The sequence below is a fragment of the Pseudomonas sp. RC4D1 genome (assembly GCF_018390395.1).
In the GTDB taxonomy this organism is placed as follows: domain Bacteria; phylum Pseudomonadota; class Gammaproteobacteria; order Pseudomonadales; family Pseudomonadaceae; genus Aquipseudomonas; species Aquipseudomonas danubii.
This window is the reverse complement of the sequence record NZ_JAHBAW010000001.1, coordinates 1571376-1591036: the sequence shown is the minus strand read 5'-3', so window position 1 is coordinate 1591036 and position 19661 is coordinate 1571376. Positions and strand designations below refer to the sequence as shown.

General features: G+C 62.4%; 22 protein-coding genes. All 22 read right to left on the bottom strand.

Annotated features, from left to right (window positions below; translation table 11 throughout):
- Positions 1-2 precede the first annotated feature (2 nt).
- The gene (locus KHO49_RS07205; protein WP_170001060.1) at positions 3-509 is read right to left on the bottom strand and encodes a phage baseplate assembly protein V; all 507 of its coding nucleotides are present in this window, start codon (positions 507-509) and stop codon (positions 3-5) included.
- 108 nt (positions 510-617) lie between these two features.
- Positions 618-1658, bottom strand: coding sequence for a phage baseplate assembly protein (locus KHO49_RS07200; protein ID WP_102878584.1), 1041 nt, complete (start codon positions 1656-1658; stop codon positions 618-620).
- Positions 1659-1661: 3 nt separating this feature from the next.
- Positions 1662-2906: a DNA circularization protein gene (locus KHO49_RS07195; RefSeq protein WP_102878583.1), complete on the bottom strand. Its 1245-nt coding sequence runs from the start codon at positions 2904-2906 to the stop codon at positions 1662-1664.
- Positions 2896-4617 carry a phage tail family protein gene (locus tag KHO49_RS07190; RefSeq protein WP_213664817.1) on the bottom strand — a complete coding sequence of 574 codons (1722 nt, stop codon included), beginning with the start codon at positions 4615-4617 and terminating at the stop codon, positions 2896-2898. The genes KHO49_RS07195 and KHO49_RS07190 overlap by 11 nt, the downstream gene beginning before the upstream one ends.
- A 130-nt stretch (positions 4618-4747) precedes the next feature.
- Entirely contained in the window at positions 4748-5044 is a 297-nt protein-coding gene (locus KHO49_RS07185) for a phage tail assembly protein (protein ID WP_102861412.1), read from the bottom strand.
- Positions 5041-5388, bottom strand: a complete 348-nt coding sequence (locus tag KHO49_RS07180) for a phage tail tube protein (RefSeq protein ID WP_011059564.1) — start codon at positions 5386-5388, stop codon at positions 5041-5043. Before KHO49_RS07180 ends, KHO49_RS07185 begins: the two co-directional genes overlap by 4 nt.
- 66 nt (positions 5389-5454) lie before the next feature.
- The gene (locus tag KHO49_RS07175; protein WP_102878580.1) at positions 5455-6951 is read right to left on the bottom strand and encodes a phage tail sheath subtilisin-like domain-containing protein; all 1497 of its coding nucleotides are present in this window, start codon (positions 6949-6951) and stop codon (positions 5455-5457) included.
- The gene (locus tag KHO49_RS07170; protein ID WP_047302105.1) at positions 6951-7133 is read right to left on the bottom strand and encodes a DUF2635 domain-containing protein; all 183 of its coding nucleotides are present in this window, start codon (positions 7131-7133) and stop codon (positions 6951-6953) included. The genes KHO49_RS07175 and KHO49_RS07170 overlap by 1 nt, the downstream gene beginning before the upstream one ends.
- Positions 7130-7714, bottom strand: coding sequence for a phage tail terminator protein (locus KHO49_RS07165; protein ID WP_213664816.1), 585 nt, complete (start codon positions 7712-7714; stop codon positions 7130-7132). The genes KHO49_RS07170 and KHO49_RS07165 overlap by 4 nt, the downstream gene beginning before the upstream one ends.
- A gap of 197 nt (positions 7715-7911) precedes the next feature.
- Complete coding sequence (locus KHO49_RS07160; protein WP_213664815.1) at positions 7912-8412, bottom strand: fimbrial protein; 501 nt, start codon at positions 8410-8412, stop codon at positions 7912-7914.
- Positions 8413-8593: 181 nt separating this feature from the next.
- The gene (locus KHO49_RS07155; RefSeq protein ID WP_213664814.1) at positions 8594-9745 is read right to left on the bottom strand and encodes a glycosyl hydrolase family 18 protein; all 1152 of its coding nucleotides are present in this window, start codon (positions 9743-9745) and stop codon (positions 8594-8596) included.
- A gap of 105 nt (positions 9746-9850) precedes the next feature.
- Positions 9851-10894: a phage late control D family protein gene (locus tag KHO49_RS07150; RefSeq protein ID WP_213664813.1), complete on the bottom strand. Its 1044-nt coding sequence runs from the start codon at positions 10892-10894 to the stop codon at positions 9851-9853.
- A 61-nt stretch (positions 10895-10955) separates the two neighbouring features.
- Positions 10956-11162: a tail protein X gene (locus KHO49_RS07145; RefSeq protein WP_047302087.1), complete on the bottom strand. Its 207-nt coding sequence runs from the start codon at positions 11160-11162 to the stop codon at positions 10956-10958.
- Entirely contained in the window at positions 11137-11982 is an 846-nt protein-coding gene (locus KHO49_RS07140) for a phage tail protein (RefSeq protein WP_170001067.1), read from the bottom strand. The genes KHO49_RS07145 and KHO49_RS07140 overlap by 26 nt, the downstream gene beginning before the upstream one ends.
- A 9-nt stretch (positions 11983-11991) precedes the next feature.
- Positions 11992-14565 carry a phage tail tape measure protein gene (locus KHO49_RS07135; RefSeq protein ID WP_213664812.1) on the bottom strand — a complete coding sequence of 858 codons (2574 nt, stop codon included), beginning with the start codon at positions 14563-14565 and terminating at the stop codon, positions 11992-11994.
- A gap of 141 nt (positions 14566-14706) precedes the next feature.
- Entirely contained in the window at positions 14707-15012 is a 306-nt protein-coding gene (locus KHO49_RS07130; protein ID WP_110596493.1) for a phage tail assembly protein, read from the bottom strand.
- A 12-nt stretch (positions 15013-15024) separates the two neighbouring features.
- Positions 15025-15534, bottom strand: coding sequence for a phage major tail tube protein (locus KHO49_RS07125; RefSeq protein ID WP_016965333.1), 510 nt, complete (start codon positions 15532-15534; stop codon positions 15025-15027).
- Positions 15535-15546: 12 nt separating this feature from the next.
- On the bottom strand, positions 15547-16713 hold the full coding sequence (locus KHO49_RS07120; RefSeq protein WP_102878571.1) for a phage tail sheath subtilisin-like domain-containing protein: 1167 nt from the start codon (positions 16711-16713) through the stop codon (positions 15547-15549).
- A 101-nt stretch (positions 16714-16814) separates the two neighbouring features.
- Positions 16815-17267, bottom strand: coding sequence for a phage tail assembly chaperone (locus KHO49_RS07115; protein ID WP_258010200.1), 453 nt, complete (start codon positions 17265-17267; stop codon positions 16815-16817).
- Positions 17264-18034, bottom strand: a complete 771-nt coding sequence (locus tag KHO49_RS07110; protein WP_146036617.1) for a hypothetical protein — start codon at positions 18032-18034, stop codon at positions 17264-17266. Before KHO49_RS07110 ends, KHO49_RS07115 begins: the two co-directional genes overlap by 4 nt.
- A complete protein-coding gene (locus tag KHO49_RS07105; RefSeq protein ID WP_102878570.1) occupies positions 18034-19059 on the bottom strand; it encodes a phage tail protein in 1026 nt (341 codons plus the stop codon). The genes KHO49_RS07110 and KHO49_RS07105 overlap by 1 nt, the downstream gene beginning before the upstream one ends.
- Positions 19056-19661, bottom strand: a complete 606-nt coding sequence (locus KHO49_RS07100) for a phage tail protein I (protein WP_102878569.1) — start codon at positions 19659-19661, stop codon at positions 19056-19058. Before KHO49_RS07100 ends, KHO49_RS07105 begins: the two co-directional genes overlap by 4 nt.

The window sequence follows — 19661 nt, the reverse complement described above, 5'->3', positions numbered from 1 at the left end:
GCTTAACCTCCCACCGGCGCGCCGGTCTGCCCCGGGCCGGGTTGCACGCCGCTGTGGACGTGGTTGATCTGGCTGATACCGGCGGCGACCTGATCGCCCTGGGAGACGATCTTGCCGCTCATGCTCAGGGTCGGGCTGTCGATGTTGACGCCGCTGCTGGCGCGGATATTCAAGGTCGCGGTGTCGATGTCGATGACCCGACCGCGCTTGAAGTGGATCTTGTCGCCCTCGTCGGTGTAGATCGCCACTTCGCCGGCGGCCAGGGCCTGCAAGCGGTAGCGCCGGTCCGCCACCACCAGCACCACCGCGTGGGAACGGTCGCCACCGAGGAAGGTGGCAATGCCCTCGGCGCCGGCCAGGGGATTGCTGGTGAACCCGTAAGGCTCGAAATGCTCCATGTCGTCGTTGACCTCGCCGGCGGTGAGGCGCATTTGCAGCGATTGCAGTTTGTTGGCCGAGTTGGCGAGCACCACGGTGCCCCGCGCCAACAGGCGTGTCAGTAGGCTCATGCTGAGTTCCTTGGAGGGTAGGAGCCGGCTTGCCGGCGAACAGGGATTGCGCGGTTTCGTGCCGGATGCCTTCGCCGGCAAGCCGGCTCCTACGGATGGGCGCGGGTTTCAGGTTTTGCCGGGTGTCGGATTGGCGTCGAAGGTGTGGGGCGGGGCCACCTGCAGGGTGGTGATCGAGCCCTGCTCGGACAGCGACCAGGTGACCTTGGAGATCAGCATGTCCTGATCAAACCCCAGCACCGGATCGATCACTCGCACCAGGGTGTTGTGCCTCCACAAGTCGCCATTGCTCTGGCGCCAGCCCTGCACCTGATAGGTGGTGGTCAGGGCCTTGCCGGTGCGGGTGCCGCGCTCCCAGTCAGCGCGCTGCTGAGCCAGTTCCGCACTCAGTTGCGCCGCCTCGCTGATCACCGTCACCCGTTTGCGTGAAGCACTGGCATCGCTGGACTGGCCGGATACTTCGCTGACTGCTGCCCCACTGCTCTGGTCGCTACCCTTGTGCTGGCCGATCACCCGGTACTCGGAAAACACCGCGGAAAAATCCATGGCGGCATTGGCCGAGAGAATGTTCTTGCCCAGCTCCAGGGCATCGCTGGCGCGCCCACCACTGCCCGGCGCCGCCAGCAGCAGGTAACCGTCAGCGTCGTCGGTGGAAAATACTCGGTACAGGGTCAGCAAACGGTCGATGGAGGCAAACACCGTCTCCCCCGGCACGATGCTGTGGGTGTGCAGCTTGCTGGTTGGAGCGATCTCGCTGCGCACCCCGACCCCATAGGAGCCGGCCAGGGCGCGGACGATGCTCAGCACGTCCTGCTTACGCCACTGACTCGGCCGGTTGATGGCCGCGCAATCCACCAGATCCTGGGTCAAGGAACTGCCCTGGATGCTCAGGCTGATCTGCTGGCCGTCGTAACTGATCGGCGCCTTGTAGACATGCCCGGTGAGCACCAGATCGCAACCGATGCGCACCTGGCAGCGAGCGCCCGGACGGATGCGTACCTGCGCATCCTGCCCCGGCCATTGCCAGGTGATGTTGAGGCTGAAGGTACGGAACTGACGCTCCAGGTCCGCACTGATTTCGACGCTTTTCCAGCCGCTGTAATCCAGTCCGTCCACCGTCAGGGTGACGATATTTGCCAATTCGTCCATGGGTCACTCCCGAGCGATTTGCAGATCAGCCGGCGGCAGGAAGCCCGGATGAGCCACCCGGTTGCGCTGCACCACTTCGCCGACCCGCGTCGCATCGGCAAACCGCTGATAGGCCAGTACCAGCGCCGGCACGCTGCTTTTGGGGCTGAGGCTGACCAGCCGCACCCCCGAGGACGCCACCGCATTGAGGTGCCCCTGCACCTGCTGACGCAGGGTGTTGAGCGCCTGGTAATGCACCGCGTCGGCCTTGAGCGCGGCTTGCCAGATCAGCTCATTGAACTGATCGCGCAGCGCCAGCACATCGTCGGCCACCGGCACTTCAAGGCGCTGCACCGGCCGGCTGGCCTGCTGCGCCAGGGGCGGCGTGTTCTTGAGCTTCACCACCGGGGTAGCTACCGGCAGCGCCGACACCAGCCGGGCGATCTGCACCAGCAGCGCATCCTGCACCAGATTGGCCACCGCCTCGGCCGCCGCCGTGGTGTCCTTGCCGGTGGTCAGCTTCGGCGCATCGATGCGCCGGGCCGCCTCCACCTGCTGGGAAATATCGGCGAGCATCTGCCGATAGCCGGTACGGGCAAAGCCCTTGAGCCCGCGTACATCGTCCAGCAACCCCTTGAACTCCGTGCTCAGCTCCTTGGGTATTTCCTTGACCGCTTTGACCAGGGTGTTGAGATCGCCATAGAACTCGATCAACGGCTTGAACTCGTGCTCGATGACCTGATACACGTCCGCCAGCCCCTGGCGCAAAGACGCCACGCCGATCCGTGCCTGCTTGATCAGGTTGGTGGCAAACTCGAACCGCAGCACCGCCGACCCCAGCAAGGTATCGCTGGCCACCAGCACCTGCTGCTGGGTATTGACCACCGCCGAGGGAAAGCGCAACGGCTGGTCCGGATAGAACTTCAGGCTGAAAGTCACCAGACCGCCGTCCTGGCGGCTCTGGGTCATCTCGCATTCGCCGACCTTGACCTGCATCCGCCCAAGCCAGGGGTGCACCAGCTCGCCGCTGCCCTCCTCCAGGGCCTTGAGCAGCTTGTCGCGCTGCTCCAGACAATCGGCGCCGACGATAAAGGCCGTCAGATCGTGGATTTTCGCCTGCTGGCCAAGGCCCTCGAAAAACGGCTGGTCGCGCTGCGGGTACTCGTGCAACTGGCCTTTCTGCCCCACCGGGGTTTTCGCCTGATCGACCCAGAACGGCACGCCGCGAAAGGATGCGGGCAACAAACGATCACGCCAGTTATCCGCCATTGGAACCTCCTAGGGAAAGTGAGCGATAGCCCAGGGTCGAAGCCACGTTCAGGCCTGGTTGATTGGTCTTGGCCTGTTCCGCACGCAGGCCTGCCGGGGCGTTTTCGAAACGCACGGTCAGTCCGCCTTCGAGTTGCGTGCGGTTGTTGGCAGCGTTCTGTTGGATCAGGGCACTGGAGTTCTGGGTCAGCGAGCTGCCCTGGGTTGCGGCAAAGGGTGATGCCAGCCCGCCTTTACCCTCGGCGTTGATTTGCCTTTGCGCCTCGGTAAAGCCTTCGACCTTGCCGGTGACCGTGGCAATCAGCCCTCCGAAACCGCCCTCGAACAGCTCCTTGATCGGCACCATCAACTCTTGAAGCTTGCTCCACAGCCCGGAAAACCAATCGGCGATGGGGGCCCAATTGGTCATGATCAGCTCCATCGGCGACCAGTCGAACAGGGCTTCAATGGCCTTCCTGATCGAGTCGATACCCGGTTGCAACTCGGCCCAGATCGAACTAAAAAAGCCCGTGACCGCGCCCCAGTTGTTGTAAAGAATCACCAGCGGAGAGAAGTCGAATAGCGTTTGCAGGACCTTCTTGATCGCATCGATACCCGGTTGCAGCGCCGCCCAGATCGAGCTGAAGAAGCTGCTGACAGCCCCCCAGTTGTTGTAAAGCAACACGGACGGAGAAAAGTCGAACAGCGTCTGGAACACCGTTTTGATCGCCTGGATGCCCGTTTGCAACGCTCCCCAGATCGACGCGAAGAAGCCGGTGACCGCGCCCCAGCTCTTGGTGATCATGTCCATCGGCACCCAGTCGAACAGGCCTTTTAGAAAGGCCATCGCCGGTACCGTCAAGGCCTTGAGCGACTCCCAGATGGATGCGAACAGGCCCGTCAACCCAGCCCAGTTATCGATGATCAGTCCCAGAGGTGACCAGGAAAACACCTCTTTGAGGAAGCCGACGACCGAAGCCGTCATTGCCTTGATACTGTCCCAGAGCCCGGCAAAGAACGCCGTGATGGTCCCCCAGTTGCCGATCAGCATGCCCAAGGGCGTCCAGCTGAACAGGGTCTTGAGTCCTTCCAGCGCCTGCGCCGCAAGATTCTTTACGCCCTCCCAGAGACTGACAAAAAAGGCCGAGATCGGCCCCCAGTTGGCAATGATCACACCGGCCGCCAGGGCAATGCCCATAGCAATCAGCATCACCGGGTTGGCCTTGGCCACGGTGCCCATCAGGTCGAGCACCTGGGTCGCACCGGTCACGGCGGTTTGCATCGCCGAAAAGGCAATGGCACCCATCGCCAGCCCCTCAACCAGCTTGGGGTTGTCGTCGAGCAGCGTCCCCACGCTGTTGAGCATGGGCTCCAGACCGACCACCAGTGCCCCCACCGCCGGCGCCAGCGCAGCATCAATGGCCGAGGACACCTTGGCCATGGACTGACTGAATACATTCATGCCTTTGGCTGCATCAGTCGACGCGCTGGAATCGCCAACCTCGGCCAGCTTGCCCTTGAACGCGTCGCAGGCCTTGATCCCGTCGAGAAACGGGGTGATCAAGCTGCCGCCCTTGAACAGACCGCTGATATCCAGCTTGCCCAGCCCGGTCTGCTCAAGGTTTTTCTTGAAAGAGTCGACCTTGCCTTGAAGGGCGACGAGTTTGGGTGACAGTTCGTCGATGCCGGTCAACAGCACCGACTTCTTCTCTACGGTTTGTGTGTCTGCCATCACTGCACCTGCTGCATCGCATTGATCCGTTGCGCGTGCTCCAGGGATTCCCGGAGCACATCCAGTGGCCTGGCCATCATCTGTTCGGGGTCGACCTTCCAGAACCAGGCCAGGTCATAGGCGACAGCGATCAGGTCGGCGATGGCTGCGATGCCGCACTCATGAAAAAACTCGCCACCGCCCAGCTCAGGGCGTTGAGGTCCACCAGGTCCAGCTGGTTCACCGAAGACGGTGGAATGCCGGCGCAGACCGCGATGTATTTGGCCGCGACGTCCATGTCGAGGCTGACTTCTTCGCTCTTGTCGATCTTGTACGGCAGCGCCTTGATCGCCCGCACTTCCTGCACCGTCGGGCGGCGCAGGGTGAGTTCGGCCAGGGGCTCGCCGTGGGCCTCGATGGGCACCTGCAGCTTCACGGTGTTGCTCATTGCCAGGTCCCCTTCTGCCCTTCGAAGTTCAGCTCGATGCTGGCGTCGTCGCCCTTGGCAATAGGCTCGTCCACCAGGTAGGCGCCAGCCAGCACGTAGACCTTGCCGTTGGCGAACTCGCAGGTGACGGTCATGTCGACACCTTCGATCAGCTGCTTGAGCGGAAAGTCCGGGGTGTGCAGCGCGGTGACTTTGAACGACGGGGTGAGGTCGGTTTCCTTGTAGAAACCCGGAACCACGGTTTCCCGCTTGACGGCCATCAGCGGTGCTTCGCAGCCACCGCTGATGGTCAGTTGAGCGCCGTCCACTTTGACGTAGCAGGTGCCCGCAATCAGTTGACCCATGATGTTTCTCCCAAAAAATAAGCCCGCTCAAGGCGGGCTGAAAAAGCGCAGTGATGCAGGTCCGGCTCAGGCCGCGGCGTCGTACTGCAGACGGAATTGGTTGAGCAGCGCGAACACCCGCAGGCCGTTGATGTAGTCCGGCGGGAACAGCACGTTGACCCGGCTCGGGTCCTGCACGTCGCGCTCGACGATCAGGTGCTCGGCGAACAGCTCGGCGTTCTCCACATGGCCTTCCAGCTCCAGCTTGGCGTACTGGGCGATCAGCTCACCGCGAATGGTGCTCGGGGTGACGATCGGCTGGCCGGCGCCGAAGCGGGTGCCATCCGCGGCCAGCTTGTGGCGCCCGTACTTGCTGGTGATCACGCTTTGCAGCCGGCGCACGATGAACGCCGACTGGTGCATGGTTTCGCTGTCCAGGTAGGAGTTGTCGGCCTGGCCGTAGGCGTTCTTCTGGTAGGTGGTGATCGCCCGCTGAATGCGCATGTAGCCGCCTTCGTAGTAGGCAGTAGCAATGCCGTAGCTGAGCAGCGACTGGCGCTCGGTCAGGGTAAAGCGTTCGCTGGCCGGCGCCGGATCGATCCCCGGCAGGCTACCGCTCTGGGTCGGACGGCTGGCGTCAGCGGAGATGAACACCGAAGTCCGCGCCGCCAGGGCTGCGGCCTGAACCCACACGGGTTGGGGCACGCCGGTTTCCAGGGCCTGGATGGTGATGTGCTGGTCGTTGCGCGCCTGACCGGCCGCCACCAGGGTGCCGACGGTGCCGCGCTTGGCGCTGTAGACATGACCGAACAGCTGCTTGGCCCAGGACCAGCGGCCGGTGTTGTCGTCCATCACCGCTTGCCACGCATTGAGGCTGGCGGTGTCGGTCCAGGGCATGCAGATGAACTCGAACGGCTCATCGCCCAGGGCCGCCAGGGCCGCGACCTGATCCGGCACGCCGGTGCCGCCGGCCATCTTGCCCAGCACCAGGGTCAGGCCTGCCGGGGTTTCTTCACCATTGCTCTTGCCCAGGCGATTGAGTTGCAGGCTGATGTCATTGCCGCTGTCGCCGGTCCACTTGGCACTCAGGGTCACCGTGCCGTCGACCGCCGCTGCGGTCACCGGCAGATCCACTGCCGCATTGACCTTCAGCGCCAGGGCGCTGGCCGCCTGAGCGGCAGTGGCGCCGCTGACGATCGAGGCCTGCACCCGCACACCGCCGACGTACAGATTGAGCAGGCCGGCGGCGCTGGCGCTACCGGTGAGCTTCAACTCGGCCTTGGCCACGCTGCCTTCGGTGCTGTGCAGCGGCAGGCACCAGATCTCGCCCACCGGGTCGGTCTTGCGCCAGGTTTCATACATCGAGGCGAGCATCGAACCTTGCCCGCCGATGCTCTTGGCCAGGGCCACGCTGGACACCAGCACCAGCTTGCCGAGGTCATCTCCGGTCTGGTTGTCATTGACTTGGGCGACGATCAGACGGCGCATGGCCGAAGACGCGCTATTGGCCGCCGAGTTGTCCATCTCGGCGTAGAACAGCGGAACACGGATGTCCGCCGGGATATTGCTGAAACCGATCGCCATTATTTGGCTCCTTGAGATTTCGCCGCTTTCACGGCTTTGCTAGTGATATCGCCATCGGCCAGACGCCGGCGCCACCAGGCGTTGTCCGGCACTTCACGGCCGGAGGCGGGCAGCAGATCGCCTGCTTCCGGGTCCGGTACGGCGCGGCCAGCGACCGGCAGCACGGTGATGCGTTTGCTCATTGCTTCAGCTCTCCTGAAAAAGTCAGCTCCAGGCGCCCGTCGGGGCCCGGTTTCTTCAAATTGGGGTCCGCCGGATCGATGGCATCGACCCGCACCGTGACCCCGGTCAAGGACGGCAAGCCGTCGAGTTCACGCTCATGCCAGGTTTCCGCCGGCTGCCCGGGCAGATTGCGCCCCAGCTGGAACTCGGCGAAGAAGCGCAGGCGGTAGAGCAAGCGGGTGGCGTCGAACGACACCAGTTCACCGCCGTCGTATTGGATCGGGTTGTACTCGGCGCCGGGCTTGAAACCGACCAGGGCGCGCCAGACTTCGGCGCGCAGGTCGTGGAGTTGGTCCAGGGCTTGTTGTGGGTTGCTAGCGTCGAGGAGCAAGGCGACTTCGAAGCGGTCGCGGATGGTCTGGCGGTGGACGTTCTGGGCGGTGTTGCCGGAAGCCAAGTCGTTGATCGGAGCCCAGTAGGCAGCCGGTAGGGGTTGGCTGGTGTTACCGCCCAGAGTATCGAGGTTGATGCCCGCCAGAATGCGCCCGCTGAGACGGGGACACTGGCTTTGCAGTTGGTTGATAACAGCACTGAGTTTCATCGAGTGGCTCCGGGACCGGGGCTGATCCAGGTCCGTTGCGGGCTGCCACGATCGAGCATCAGGGTCTCTCGGGAAGCAGTTGCCATAGGTTTCTCCAAGGCACAAAAAACCCGCCGCAGCGGGTGGGAGAGAAGTAGCCTGAAGCATCCACCCCAGGCCGATGACAGGGTCCTGCGAATGCCCGCAGGACCGCAGGTTCAGGCATAAACGATCACGCACTCGGACAGCGCGGCGTAGAGTCCGGCCGTGACCGCCCCTTGAGTTCCGACCAGTCGAGCCATGAACTGCAACCTGTCGGTATCCGCGGGGTAGTGCACAGCGGCTTGCCCCAGGGTCATGGCATTGCCGAACGCGTCCAGGATCTGCACACCGACATTTCGCGCCGCGCTCGCTCCGCTGCGCTCGTTCTCCAGTGTCACGCCGTCATGGGTAATACCATCGAAATAGACTTGAACCGTCTTCGCGCCGTGGCGCTTTTGCGGGTCAAGCAAGACTTCGAACATGACCGCCGGGACGCTCCCCTGGTCAATCTGCGAGGCCGATGTCGCTCCCAGATCGACAAACCGCTCCCACTCCACGGCGCGAGCACGCAATGGCAGAAGCTCGACATCGGTACACAGGTCGTCGTCGATGCTGCAGGTAGGCGCGACAACCGTTGCCTGGAAGTTCATGAACTGAAGATGTTTTTGCGAAGTCATTGATCTGTTCCTTCAAGTCGACAGGAGCCGATAGACATTGATCCGGCACCTGTATGGTTAAAGCGCAGGCTCCCGGCAACTCCCAGGACATTACGCGCAACGCATAAACTCCCGCCGGCAAGGACTGCGATGCCGCAGGAAACGCGGTTCTACGGCCGCTGTTTTCTCGCTAATCGGCCTCTCACTCCTGCCCGACAGGCAGCAGTGCTCGACCTTCCTTGAGCCCCGCCTGCAGCGCCGTCCAGAACTCGGCATTTTCATAGCCCATGGCCCAGACACTGGTACCACCCAGGCCCAGCTTGGTCACCAGTGCGGTCTTGGTCTTGATGCTCGTGGCATCGTCGTACCAGAGCACCGGCTGCGCGCGCTCCGGGGTCCATTCCACGCCATCGGCGAAGCTCTTGACCGGCCCCCAGGTGGCGTAAGGCGTTGCGGAAGCGGCGTCTCGGCGGGCGACGGCGCGGTGCTCGGCAATCACTTCCTGATAAGCCGACCAGTGCACTCGGTTGCCAATGCTGTAGTCCTGACCGTAGGCCGGCAGCCCGGACAGGACCTTGCTCGGCGCGACTTGCGACACGGCGTAGCTGAGCAGCACCTGCTGCCAGTCGGCACCGGACACGGGGCCGGGCCAGACTTCGCCATGGAAACCGCCACTGCTCCAGCCGGGGCCGACCTGGTCGTAGGTCATGACCTGGAAGTAATCCACCGCCGCGCCCAGGGCCTTGTAGTCGTAGCCTTGCAGGTACTCGGGCTCGCGGTCGCTGGACTTGGGCGGGACGCTGATGATCAGTTTCTTGCCACTGGCATGCAGGGCGTTGCCCAGGGCTTTGACATAGGCGGAAAAGGCCTTGGCGTTCCTTGGCTCGACCTGTTCGAAGTCCAGGTTGATCCCGGCAAAACCGCCCTCCTTGGCCAGCCTCACCAGTTGCTTGATGCTGCCGGCACTCAAGCTCTTGTCGTTGACGATGGAGTGGGAAATGGCCGGGTCGAAATCAGCAATGCCCTCGTTGTAGTCGGAGACCGTGGGGTACAGCGGCAGGGCCTTGGACTGGGCGAAGCGAATGATGTTTTCGCTGGTTGGGTTCATCCCTTCCTGGTGCAACTGGCCGGTGACGGTCAGCCCGTAGATGCTGCCCAGACCGACAGCAGAAAGGTGGCGGTGGAACGCTTGCAGGTTGCTGTAGGACGCTTCGACCTGGCCATCGATGTAGGCCAGAACAAAGGGCCCGGCATGGGCTGCGGTTGCCAGCAACAGAGTGCAGCCAGCGATCAATGCCTGAAAAAAACGCCGGATGCCTCGCTTCGAGGCCGGGCTGCTGAAGCCTGGATTCATGAATGCTCCTGCGGACTTTCCGCGTGGATTGAAAGGAAGTGAATGCGGGATCGGAGGCGATCCGAATGAGCCGCTCGCAAGGATGCTCGCGGCGCCATTGAAGGGTTAAAGCTGCACCACCCTGAGTGGTTTTTTGGCGGGGATTTTCTTGGCCTTGGCTTTGGCCTTGCCTTGTTTGCCGCCGTTACATTCGACCGTGGTGCTCCACCCCGACGGGTTGAACAGTTGCTCCACCGAGTCCACCAGGTACTCGCCGTCCAGGCCGGCCTTGAAGCCCTGGGCATTGATCAGGCGCTCGGCAAACAGATCGGTGCGCCCGGGCATTTCCAGGCGCAGGCTGGCGCTGCTGCGGTTGAAGGCTGCCAAGCGGGCCTTGGCCGCTTGCTCGGCGGCGGACTTGTTGGGGTACAGGTGCCGATCGGTGTGCACCGCCGGCACGCTGGCCGGTGAGTCGCTGTTGCCCAGGTCGATGACCTTGAGCGTGCCGCTCTTCGGGTCCTGATGCTTGGTCTGCACCGCCTTGTGGGTGCTGCTGTCACTGAGGCGGAACTGATAGCGGCTGACGTCGCGGCGGCTGAGGCTGACAACGCCCAGGGCCTTGCCGCTGGCACTCAATCCGGACTGACGGGGCAGCACCAGTAACCTGCCTTCGGCCACCTTGGCGGTGCAGTCGTACTGCCGGGCCAGGCGGGTGATGAAGTTGAAGTCGGACTCGTTGAGCTGGTCGATCCGCGGCACCTTGGTCGCCACCGGACAGACCGCCTGCCAGCCGTTGCGGGCTGCCAGATCGCGGACTATCTGCGCCAGTGCCACGTTCTCCCAGCTGCCGCTGCGGGTGGTCTTGCCACTGCCGCGCATGTCGCTGGCCTTGCCGCGGATCTCGATGGAATCCGGCGGCCCGTTGACCACCACTTCATCCACCGTGTAGCGCCCCAGGCGAGTCAATGCCTGCCCGGCATAGCCGAGGAACACTTCGATGGCGGCGCCACGACGGGGCAAGGCGACCGCACCGTCACGGTCATCGATGCGCAGTTCGAACTCGTCCGCTTCCATTCCCGGTTTGTCCAGGGTGCGCAGGGTCAGCAGCCGGTCATTGATCTGCGCGGTGATGTCGCGGCCATCGGCGAGGATACGAAAGACCGGGGTCATGGCCTGTGCTCCAGAAAATGAAGACCCCGCACGCAGCGGGGTCTGTTGAGTGGAGGCAAGGTCAGTCCCATAGCTGAACCATCGCCTCTGTGCGAATCGGCAGCTCCGGTAGCAGGATCAGTACCCCGGCCCGAAAGGGTTGTGGCTCATCGGCCAGGCCCTGGTTGGCGTCCAGCACCGCCTCGACGCTGCCATTGAGGTGCCCGTAGTAGCGATGACACAGGGTGTCGAGCAGATCACCGTCAGAGGTTCTGCAGGTCGTTGCCATAGCTCACAAACTCCAGTGAAAACCCTTGTTTGCGGGGAATGCCGCCCGCCAGCAGGTGGCTCTGTTCCTCGTCGATGCTGGTGAGGCACCAGGTGCCCAGCACTTCGCCGTAACCCGTGGTCAGGCTCAGGGGCTGCAAGCGCCGGCCAATGCTGCGCAACGCCTGCAACTGCCCCAGCCCGCCCTTGAACCCGGGAAAGATCGCGCCCTTGAGGGAGATCTTGTCGTCGCCCTGCCCCACCGCCTGCTGCGCGATGCTGCGGCTCAGGCGCTCCTGGGCCGCCCAGCGAAAGCCGGTTTGCCGGCGCAACTCATCGAAGGCCGCGGTATCGAGGTTGAAGTAGAACGGCTCGGCCGCGGTCCCCAGGGGCTGCAGAATCAGCAGGTGCGGGAAGGGTTTCACCGCCTCCGCCGCCGGGGTGTCCTGAGGCGCCAGCGCGCCGGAAGGGAAGATATTGCCCAGGGCCGGGCTGATCTGCCCGCCGATGCGGTTGATCGCCGCGCCGGCCTTGGCCACCTGCTCCTGCAAGGCGCCAAGACGCTGCTGCATCTGCCCCGCCACGGTCACGGCCTGGCTGTACTTGGCCGCGACTTCACCCACCGCCGACTGCGCCGCGCCGATGCTGCGCATCGTGCGTTGCAGCTTGGCGCCCAGCACCGGGCCGACCCAGGGCAGATTTTCCAGCTCCGAGGCGGCGCCAGTGATGTCGCTGATTGCGCCGTTCATGGGCCCCAGCATTTCATCGGCGCTGCGCCGCCCCGCCTCCGCTGCCGCCACCAGGGACGTGAGCCCCGATTGCAGCTGTTCCATATAGGCCATGCCGCCTCCTTAAACGTGTGCCGCGTCGAACAACTGACGACCCGCCGCCTGACGGCTGTATTCGTCGAACTGAAAGCGCAGATAGGGTTCCAGCTCCCGGGCCAATAGCGCCGGATCTCTGACATCGCCCTGCACCGAAATCGACAGATAAGGCGCGAAGCTGAACTGCTGTTCGATCGAAGGTGGCGTCGCCGATGTGAACGGCTCCGCCGGTTTGAGCAGCGAAGAGGTCGATGCCGACGGCGACGGGCTGGCCATCGAACGCACGGCCTGCCCCATCAGCGGAGGTGTCTGCCCCGGCTGGAAGGACTTGGCGATATCGCCCATTACCGGCGGGATGTTCTGCCCGGCGTTGCGCATCATCAGCGGACCGGCTGCGGGCATTCTCTTGAGCGAGTCGTCGGAGCCGAACATCGCCTTGCCAGCATAGGAGCCCAAGGCTCCACCGCCCCAGTAACCAAGAGCGCCACCGATGACGGAACCTATGGCGCCGCCAATGGCTGTTCCAAGGCCTGGCACGACAGAGCCAATGGCAGCCCCGGCAACAACCCCCGCTTTGGCCCCGGCCAATGTGCCTGCTAAACCTCCGAGCGCACCGCCATAGCCTTCGGCCTTCTCATCGCGGGTCTTGGCATTCTGATAGGTGTCTGCGATCTGCAGACCGGCATCCAGTATCGACAGGGCACCACCCCGCTTGAATAACTTCTTGCCGTTACTCCACAGAGACTTCAAGCCGCTTCCGACAACCTGGGCGACTCTCATCCCAGCATTGGCAAGGCGACTCAAATTGCCAGGGCTGAATACATTTTTCAGTGTCTGGACAATGCGACCGAGCACGCCACGCTTGGGTCTTGCGCCACCGGGGCCATTGCCGCCTTTGTTGCCCTTCTTGTTCCTACCACCGTCCACGTCGAAATCACCCGCGCCCATTCCCAGCGCATTGGTGACAAACACGCGCTGGACAACGTTGGGGTCAACCTTCAACCCACCACGCAAGACATTGATCAGGCCCTTGCCCATGGTGTAGACGGCCATGAGCTTTTTCACCGCGACATAAGCAGCGCCCAGGGCAACCACACCCTGCACCAACGATGGGTTCTGCTCTGCCAATTCGCTCAGCTTGCCGACCACCACGGTGATGCTTTTGGCCACCAGATCCGTCACCGGTTGCAGGGCCTGCCCCACGACCCGCTGGCCTTCATCGATGGCTTGACCTGCTTCAGCCCACAACTGCTTGGAGGCTTCTCGACGCTCCGCGAGGTTCCTGGCGAGAACGCCAGAGGCGCTCAACGAGTCCTTCTTCACTTGCTCATACTGCTGCCGGCCCTGGGTCTGGGCCAGCAAGGCCGCCTTGATCTGCATATCGGTAAACAGGTCACCGGTACGCAGGGACTCTTCCAAAGCCTCAAGCATGGCCTTGGCCTTGGCCGGGTCTGTTTCCTGGCTGATCTTCGCCTGGGCCTCGGCCATCTTCGCCGCCTTGGCCGGGTCGATGGCCCTGACGTAGCGCATGGCCAGGGCAAAGCTCGCCTCCAGGCTCGACATGCCCTTCTGGATACCGGTATTCAGCGAAGCCTGATAATCAATGCCGGCGTCTTCATAAGCCTTGACCGCCTCACTGGAGCCGATTTTCTCGATCCAGTTCTGCAATTGGCCAGCGGCCTGATCAGCACTGCCCGCAGTGTTCATCTGCACTTGCAGCATGGACCCCAACTGACTCACCGCCTCCATGCCGGTGAGTCCTTCCGCGCTCGCGCTCTTGAGCAGCGCCGGGAGCAAGCGCGCCATGTCGGCCGCCTCGAAATTGCCGGCCTGCCCCTGCAGGGCGATGGCCTCAAGAGCCTGCTCCATAACCTTGGGATCGCTGATCCCGGCCTTCAGCTCCAGGGCCCGCATCAGCTTCGCGGTGTCGTCGACACTCGCGCCCTGCCCCACTGCAAACTTGGCGGCCAGCCCTGTGTAGCCTTGCGCCTTGTCCAGCGACATGCCGCTGGCCATCATCTGGCTCACCAGAGCCGCCACATCGTTACGGGCCATGCCCGTGTCACGGGAGGTCTGAATCACCGTGCGGCTCAGCTGCGCTTCCTGAGGCTGGTTGACCACATTGGCCTTAATCGCCATGTCGCGGATCAGCGCTTGATAATCAGCACTGATCTTGACCGGGGCGCGGAGCTTATCGACGCCAAACTTTGCCCAGTCATAAGCCGCCTTGAAGTCGGCCTTGCCCTGGGCAACCTGCTGCAGTCCTCGGGCCTGAAGCGCCGAGCCCCGCGCTACATTGCCCAGCGCTTGATATTCCTGGCGCAGCTTGTGCACCTGAATCCCCTGCCGGCGCAGCCCATCCCGGCTCTCCTCCAACCGGCGCAACAGCCCGGCCGCGGAAGCGGCGCCGGTGTCATGGGCCTTTTTCCATTCATCCTGCAGGCGCAGGGTCTGGCCGATGGTCTTTTCCAGCACCCTGGCCTTGCCGCCCTGCCGCTCCAGCTGCTTGATCCGGTCTTCCACCGTCTTGAAGGCGGCGTCCCACGTCGAACTGAGGGCAGTACCCACTACCACCAGCCCCGATACCAGTTTGTTCGCCATGTGCTTCTCCTGATCCTTGGGTGACGGGCTCAATCCGTGAGCCACCAGACCATCTCGGAAAACCTCATGGTCATGATTTCCTCAGCGGCGAAATGCAGCTCGCGAGCGAGCCGTTTCGCCGCCACCTTCATCACCCCCGGATCAAAGCTCGTCGTCTTGCACCAGGCGAAAATAGCCGGCCTGCAGGCGTTGATAGTCCTTGAGTGCCATGCTCTCCAGGTCCTTGGTACTGATTTGCGCGAGGCTGGCAAACAGCATCAGCTCGCGCTGTTCATCGTCACCAACGCCGGCCGCACTGGCGGCGCGCACATCACGCACCGTCGGCGCTCGCAGGGTGAGCCGGTCGCAGACCACACCGTTCATCTCCACCGGCTTGCTCAGCGCCACCACCACGCTGTCGCTGCTCAGGGTCATCCAGGCCGGGGTCTTGTCGATTGCTTGAGACATGAGGTGTCTTCCTTACAGGCCCAGGGCCGAACGTTGAGCGGCGAGCTGGTCGACGCCGTTGATCACACGCTTCATGCCCAGCGCATCAATCTCGTAGATCAGGCGACCGTCGACTTCCAGCTTGTAGTAGGTCAGGGCCACGTTGTGCTTGATCTCGGCCTTGTCGCCGGACTTCCAGTCGCCCATGTCGACCTCTTTGAGCAGGCCGCGCAGGGTGACGATCACCGGGGTGACCTTGCCCTTGAGGCCCTTGAAGGCGCCACGGAACACACCGTTGAAGCCGCTGCCATCGGCCAGGCCGAACATCTTCAGCGACTCGCGGCGCACGCCGGTGGTGGTGAAGCCGGCCTCTTGTTTCTCCATGCCCATGTCCAGTTCCACCGGCACATCCATGCCACCGACGCGGTGTTCCTCGGTCTTGAGGGTCAACTTGGGCAGGGTCAGGCTCGGCACGTCGCCTTGAAAGCTGATGCCATCGACGAACAGGTTCATGTTCGCCAGGGTTTCGGGAATCATTGCCATTGCTGCGGCTCCTTAAGCGGCTTGGTCGAGGACTTCGGTCAACCACTGATTGGTGACCTCGACCCGGAAGTTGGGGTTTTCGGCGGGCGGTACGTCGGTGAAGCGGATGTTCCAGTACACCTTGCCCTGCTCCAGCTGGCTGGCGGTGTTGAGCTCGGTGTCGGCGTAGACCTCGAAATTGATGATCGCGCCCTGGTTCTTCAGATCACGCATGAACGCTTGCAGGCCCTCGGTGACGTCCTTGACGTAGGTCGCGGTGATCGAGCGGTCCACGGCCCATTTGTGGCCGAAGAGGATGGCGTCCATGACGATGTCCATGGTCCGCACCCGGGTGACGAAGGCCCATTTCGGATCGCTGGACAGCGTGCGGTTGCCCCACAGGCGGAAGCCCGCATCCCGAATGATGGTGGTGATGTTGGCGTTGTTCAGCAGATTGGCGCGGCAGGTTTCATCGCCGTCGAGGAACTCGATCGGCCGCTTGGTGCCGGTGATGCCGACGAACTCCTTGTTCGACGGCGAGGCCCAGAAGCCGTACTCGTTGTCGGTCCAGGCGAACAGACCGGCAACCCAGGCCGAGGCCGGCGCATCGACGGTGGCATTGGCGCCGTTGTCCCAGTGCTGCACACCCGGATCGACCATATAGGCGCGCTTGGCGCCGAAGTTCTTGGCGTAGGCCATGGCCGCTTCGTCGGTGGTATTGGGACCATCGAGAATGGCCAGGCCACGCAGCTTGTCGGCCAGGGCCACCAGGGCGGTGCCGATGGCCAGGGTCGAGCTGTGCTTGGGGGTGACCAGCAGACGTGGCTGGGCGTTGAAACGGCTCTTGCCGTCCAGCAGCGCCTGCAGACCGGTACGCTTACCGTCGGCCAGCACCCCGCCGATGATCGCCGAAGTCTGCTCGGCCGCGTCGGTCATCTTGGCCACGCCACAAGCGACGATCACCGCCTTGGCCCGCTGATAGATGGCCTGACAGGCCTTGGTGATGGCCGCATCCGGGCCCCAGGCGGCAATGGCCTCACGCTCGTTGGTGATCAGCAGCAGGTCATTGACCTTGGCAGCGGCGGTCGGGCCTTCGGTGAAGGTGTCCACCAGGCCGATGATCGAAGACGACGGCAGCGAAATAGTGCGCGTGCCGGTGTCGACGTTAGTAACGGTAACGCCGTGGAAAAAACCACTCATGGATAAACTCCAGACATGAAAAAGCCCCGGATGAAGGGGGCTGTAAGGGATGTTGAGTTAAGGGAAAGCGGGAAAGAAAACGCCCCGGCGGTGCGGGGCGTTTACTGGGTTTGCTCGGCGATCCAGGGCGGCGCCACCGGACGATGTTCAATCTGTGGAAAGTCCGGGGATTGCGGCCAGTCGCGTAGGGATTGCATGTACACAAGCAGCTCGTTGTACTGATTGTCCGAAAGGGCAGTAGGCACTTTGATTTCAAGCTGATCTCGATGGCGGTCGCGCAGCCATGTAACGGCCGCCAACTCGGCAGCTCGCCAGATTCGTTCATCCTCCCCCTGGTTGAAAGGTTCAACCATAGCGTGGAGCGCATCAGGCAGCGGCAACGTGACAGCTGGTGCCGGCCGCATACCTTCGATGACTTTTGCCAATGCCACCGAGTCGATGTCAGGGTTAGTTAAGATTTCTTGGGGGATGTAGTGGTTTAACGTCACATTTCCCCAGTCGACAAGCATGGTGCCAGCGGTAGCCGACACAGAGAGAACTTTAAATCCACTCACAAGATATTCCCCTTTACTCGATCAGGGCTGTTGCCCCCTTCAAAGATCAAGTTGTTGCCATTTTTCTCAATCGAATAGCCACCAGCACCAGGTGCATTGGTCGACGCTGCACCGGGGCTACCAGGAGCGCCGCCTGCGCCACCGTTCCATCCGGCTGTATACCAGCCCCCAGCGCCACCAGCATCCAAACTGCCTGCCGCTGGGTAGCCATAGCCGTAAGTAGAAACTTGATACATTCCGCCACCTGCGCCGCCAGGACGTCCCGCGCCACCGCCACCTCCGGTATGCAGTACGTTGGGCCAGTAGGCATCCCCGCCGCCACCTCCGCCACCGAAAATGTAGCCATTGCGGTTATCGAGCGTTGCAGGAAAATCAAGAACAACAGCTGTGGCGCCTGGCAAGGGCCGAGCGGGATAAGCCCCCGCGCCACCCGCACCACGGATGTAGTGTTCATTGACGATTTTTAGCGTGGAGCCTGGTGGAAAGACTCCCGTTCTCAATGAAAACCCCGTACCACCGCCGTAAATCATTGCCCGGTTGATAAAGAGATAACGTCGCGCCTTGGTCGGCTTGCCCATGAGGTCAAAAATGCTCGCACCTGCTCGTTCTACTGTGTTGATAAACACAACGGTTCGACGCCAGACCGTGCGCCACCCACTTTCGGTTTTGATGAACAGCTCTGCCCCTTCTCGCCAGCCATCTGCAAGCTTTACATAAGGCATAACACCAGGTCGGTAACCTCCATCCAGCTTTACGTGGAAGTTCATTATGGTTCCTCGTATTGCAGCCAAAGCGTACCAACCGAACCGTCAGTTGGTTTAGGGGCATTTGGAGAGTAGATAAAACGGTTGGCCGGCAATGCATCGGTGATGCCGTATCCCGCAAGGGTGGTCGCCTTGTCTGCTTTGCGTGTCGGGTCAAAATTGGCGGCGTCCCATAGCAAGTTGCCAAAGACGGTTGCGGACTTGTTGGCAAGGCTCAGAAGAAGCGGCGTTATTGTTTCCCCGCCATAATTTGCAAAAATCCTCACATTGTCATTCAGAAGATCCATGCGGGCTTCGCTGCTGGGCGTCACCCAACCGAACTCCGGAGAGTCGCTACCTTCACTCGACAGTAATATTGAGCCATTCAACCGTCCACCCGTTATGGGAAGGAGCTTGCTGACTGCGCTAGTCAGCTCTGCCTTTGTTGCCCCATCAGCAATCCCATAACCAGACAGAGTTGTGGGGTTGATACCACTAACAACTAGGCCTCGTTTATCGATCGTGACTTGCCGATAAGTACCAGCCACCTTATCCGCCGGAAGTGCAGCAGCCAGGGAGTCGTCCACATACTGGCGGGTAGCAAGCACCACCGCCGGATCAATCTTCAACACGATCTGCGCGGTGTTGGCGACGATGAAGTTCATGCGGATGACTTGGGTCTTGCCGGTGCCTTGGGCCAGCAGGGGCTTGAAGCTTGGGGCGCAGTTGGCTACCGCCACCAGGTCACCGTCGGCATCGAACAGGCCGATCTCACGAATCCAGCGACCGCCAACATCAGGCGGGATCACTTGTTCGGTGATGATGATGTTGGGGTTGGCCGGGTCGGTGCGCACCTGGTTGACCGGGGCGCGACGCCATTCGTTGATCAGCTTGGTCTGAGCCCGGTTTGGGATGGGGTCGGTGCCGTTGGCATCGCCGACCGCCATTTCCTTGAAGGTCCAGGGCGTGCCCAGGGCCGTGGCGTTGGCCTGTTTCGCCTCGCCCACCGCCGTGAGAATGGCAAAGAACTGACTGTTGGAATCAATCATGAGTACACATCCAGGGTGTCTGTTTCATCAATACACATGACCTGGCCATAACGGCCGGTCACTTCGATATCGCGGGGTGTCGGGGGGTAAACGTCGATGTCTTCGCCCTGATATTCATAGGCGCCAAGACCAATCACTCCGGAGCTTTCCAGGCTGATGGCCAGGCCAGTCATGTGCCGGCTGACAGGCCTGGCGTCGTCGATCAGCCGGGTCAGCTCCTGGTACATTTCCTCAGTGATACCGGTGTCCAGAACGCCGACTTTCAGGGCAAAGGTGGCCGGTTCGCCTTCAGGGACCGTCTGCCACCATTCGACCACTTCGATCAGGTAGCCCAGCGGTTCCACCACCCGGCGCAGTGCACCGATGGTGCCTTTGCGAGCGTGGATGAAGTACGAGGCACGAATGGCGTTGCGCTTGACCGTCTCGGACCAGCGCGGGTCCCAGCGATCCACCGACCAGGCCCAGGCCAACTGCGGTAGCAGATGCACCGGGCAGGTGGACGGGTTGTACAGGGTGCGCAGCATGATGGCGGTATCGCCCGCGCTGGCCGCCTCAAGGGCGCGCTCCAGCGGCGTGCTATTGATCGGCAATAGGCTGGTCAT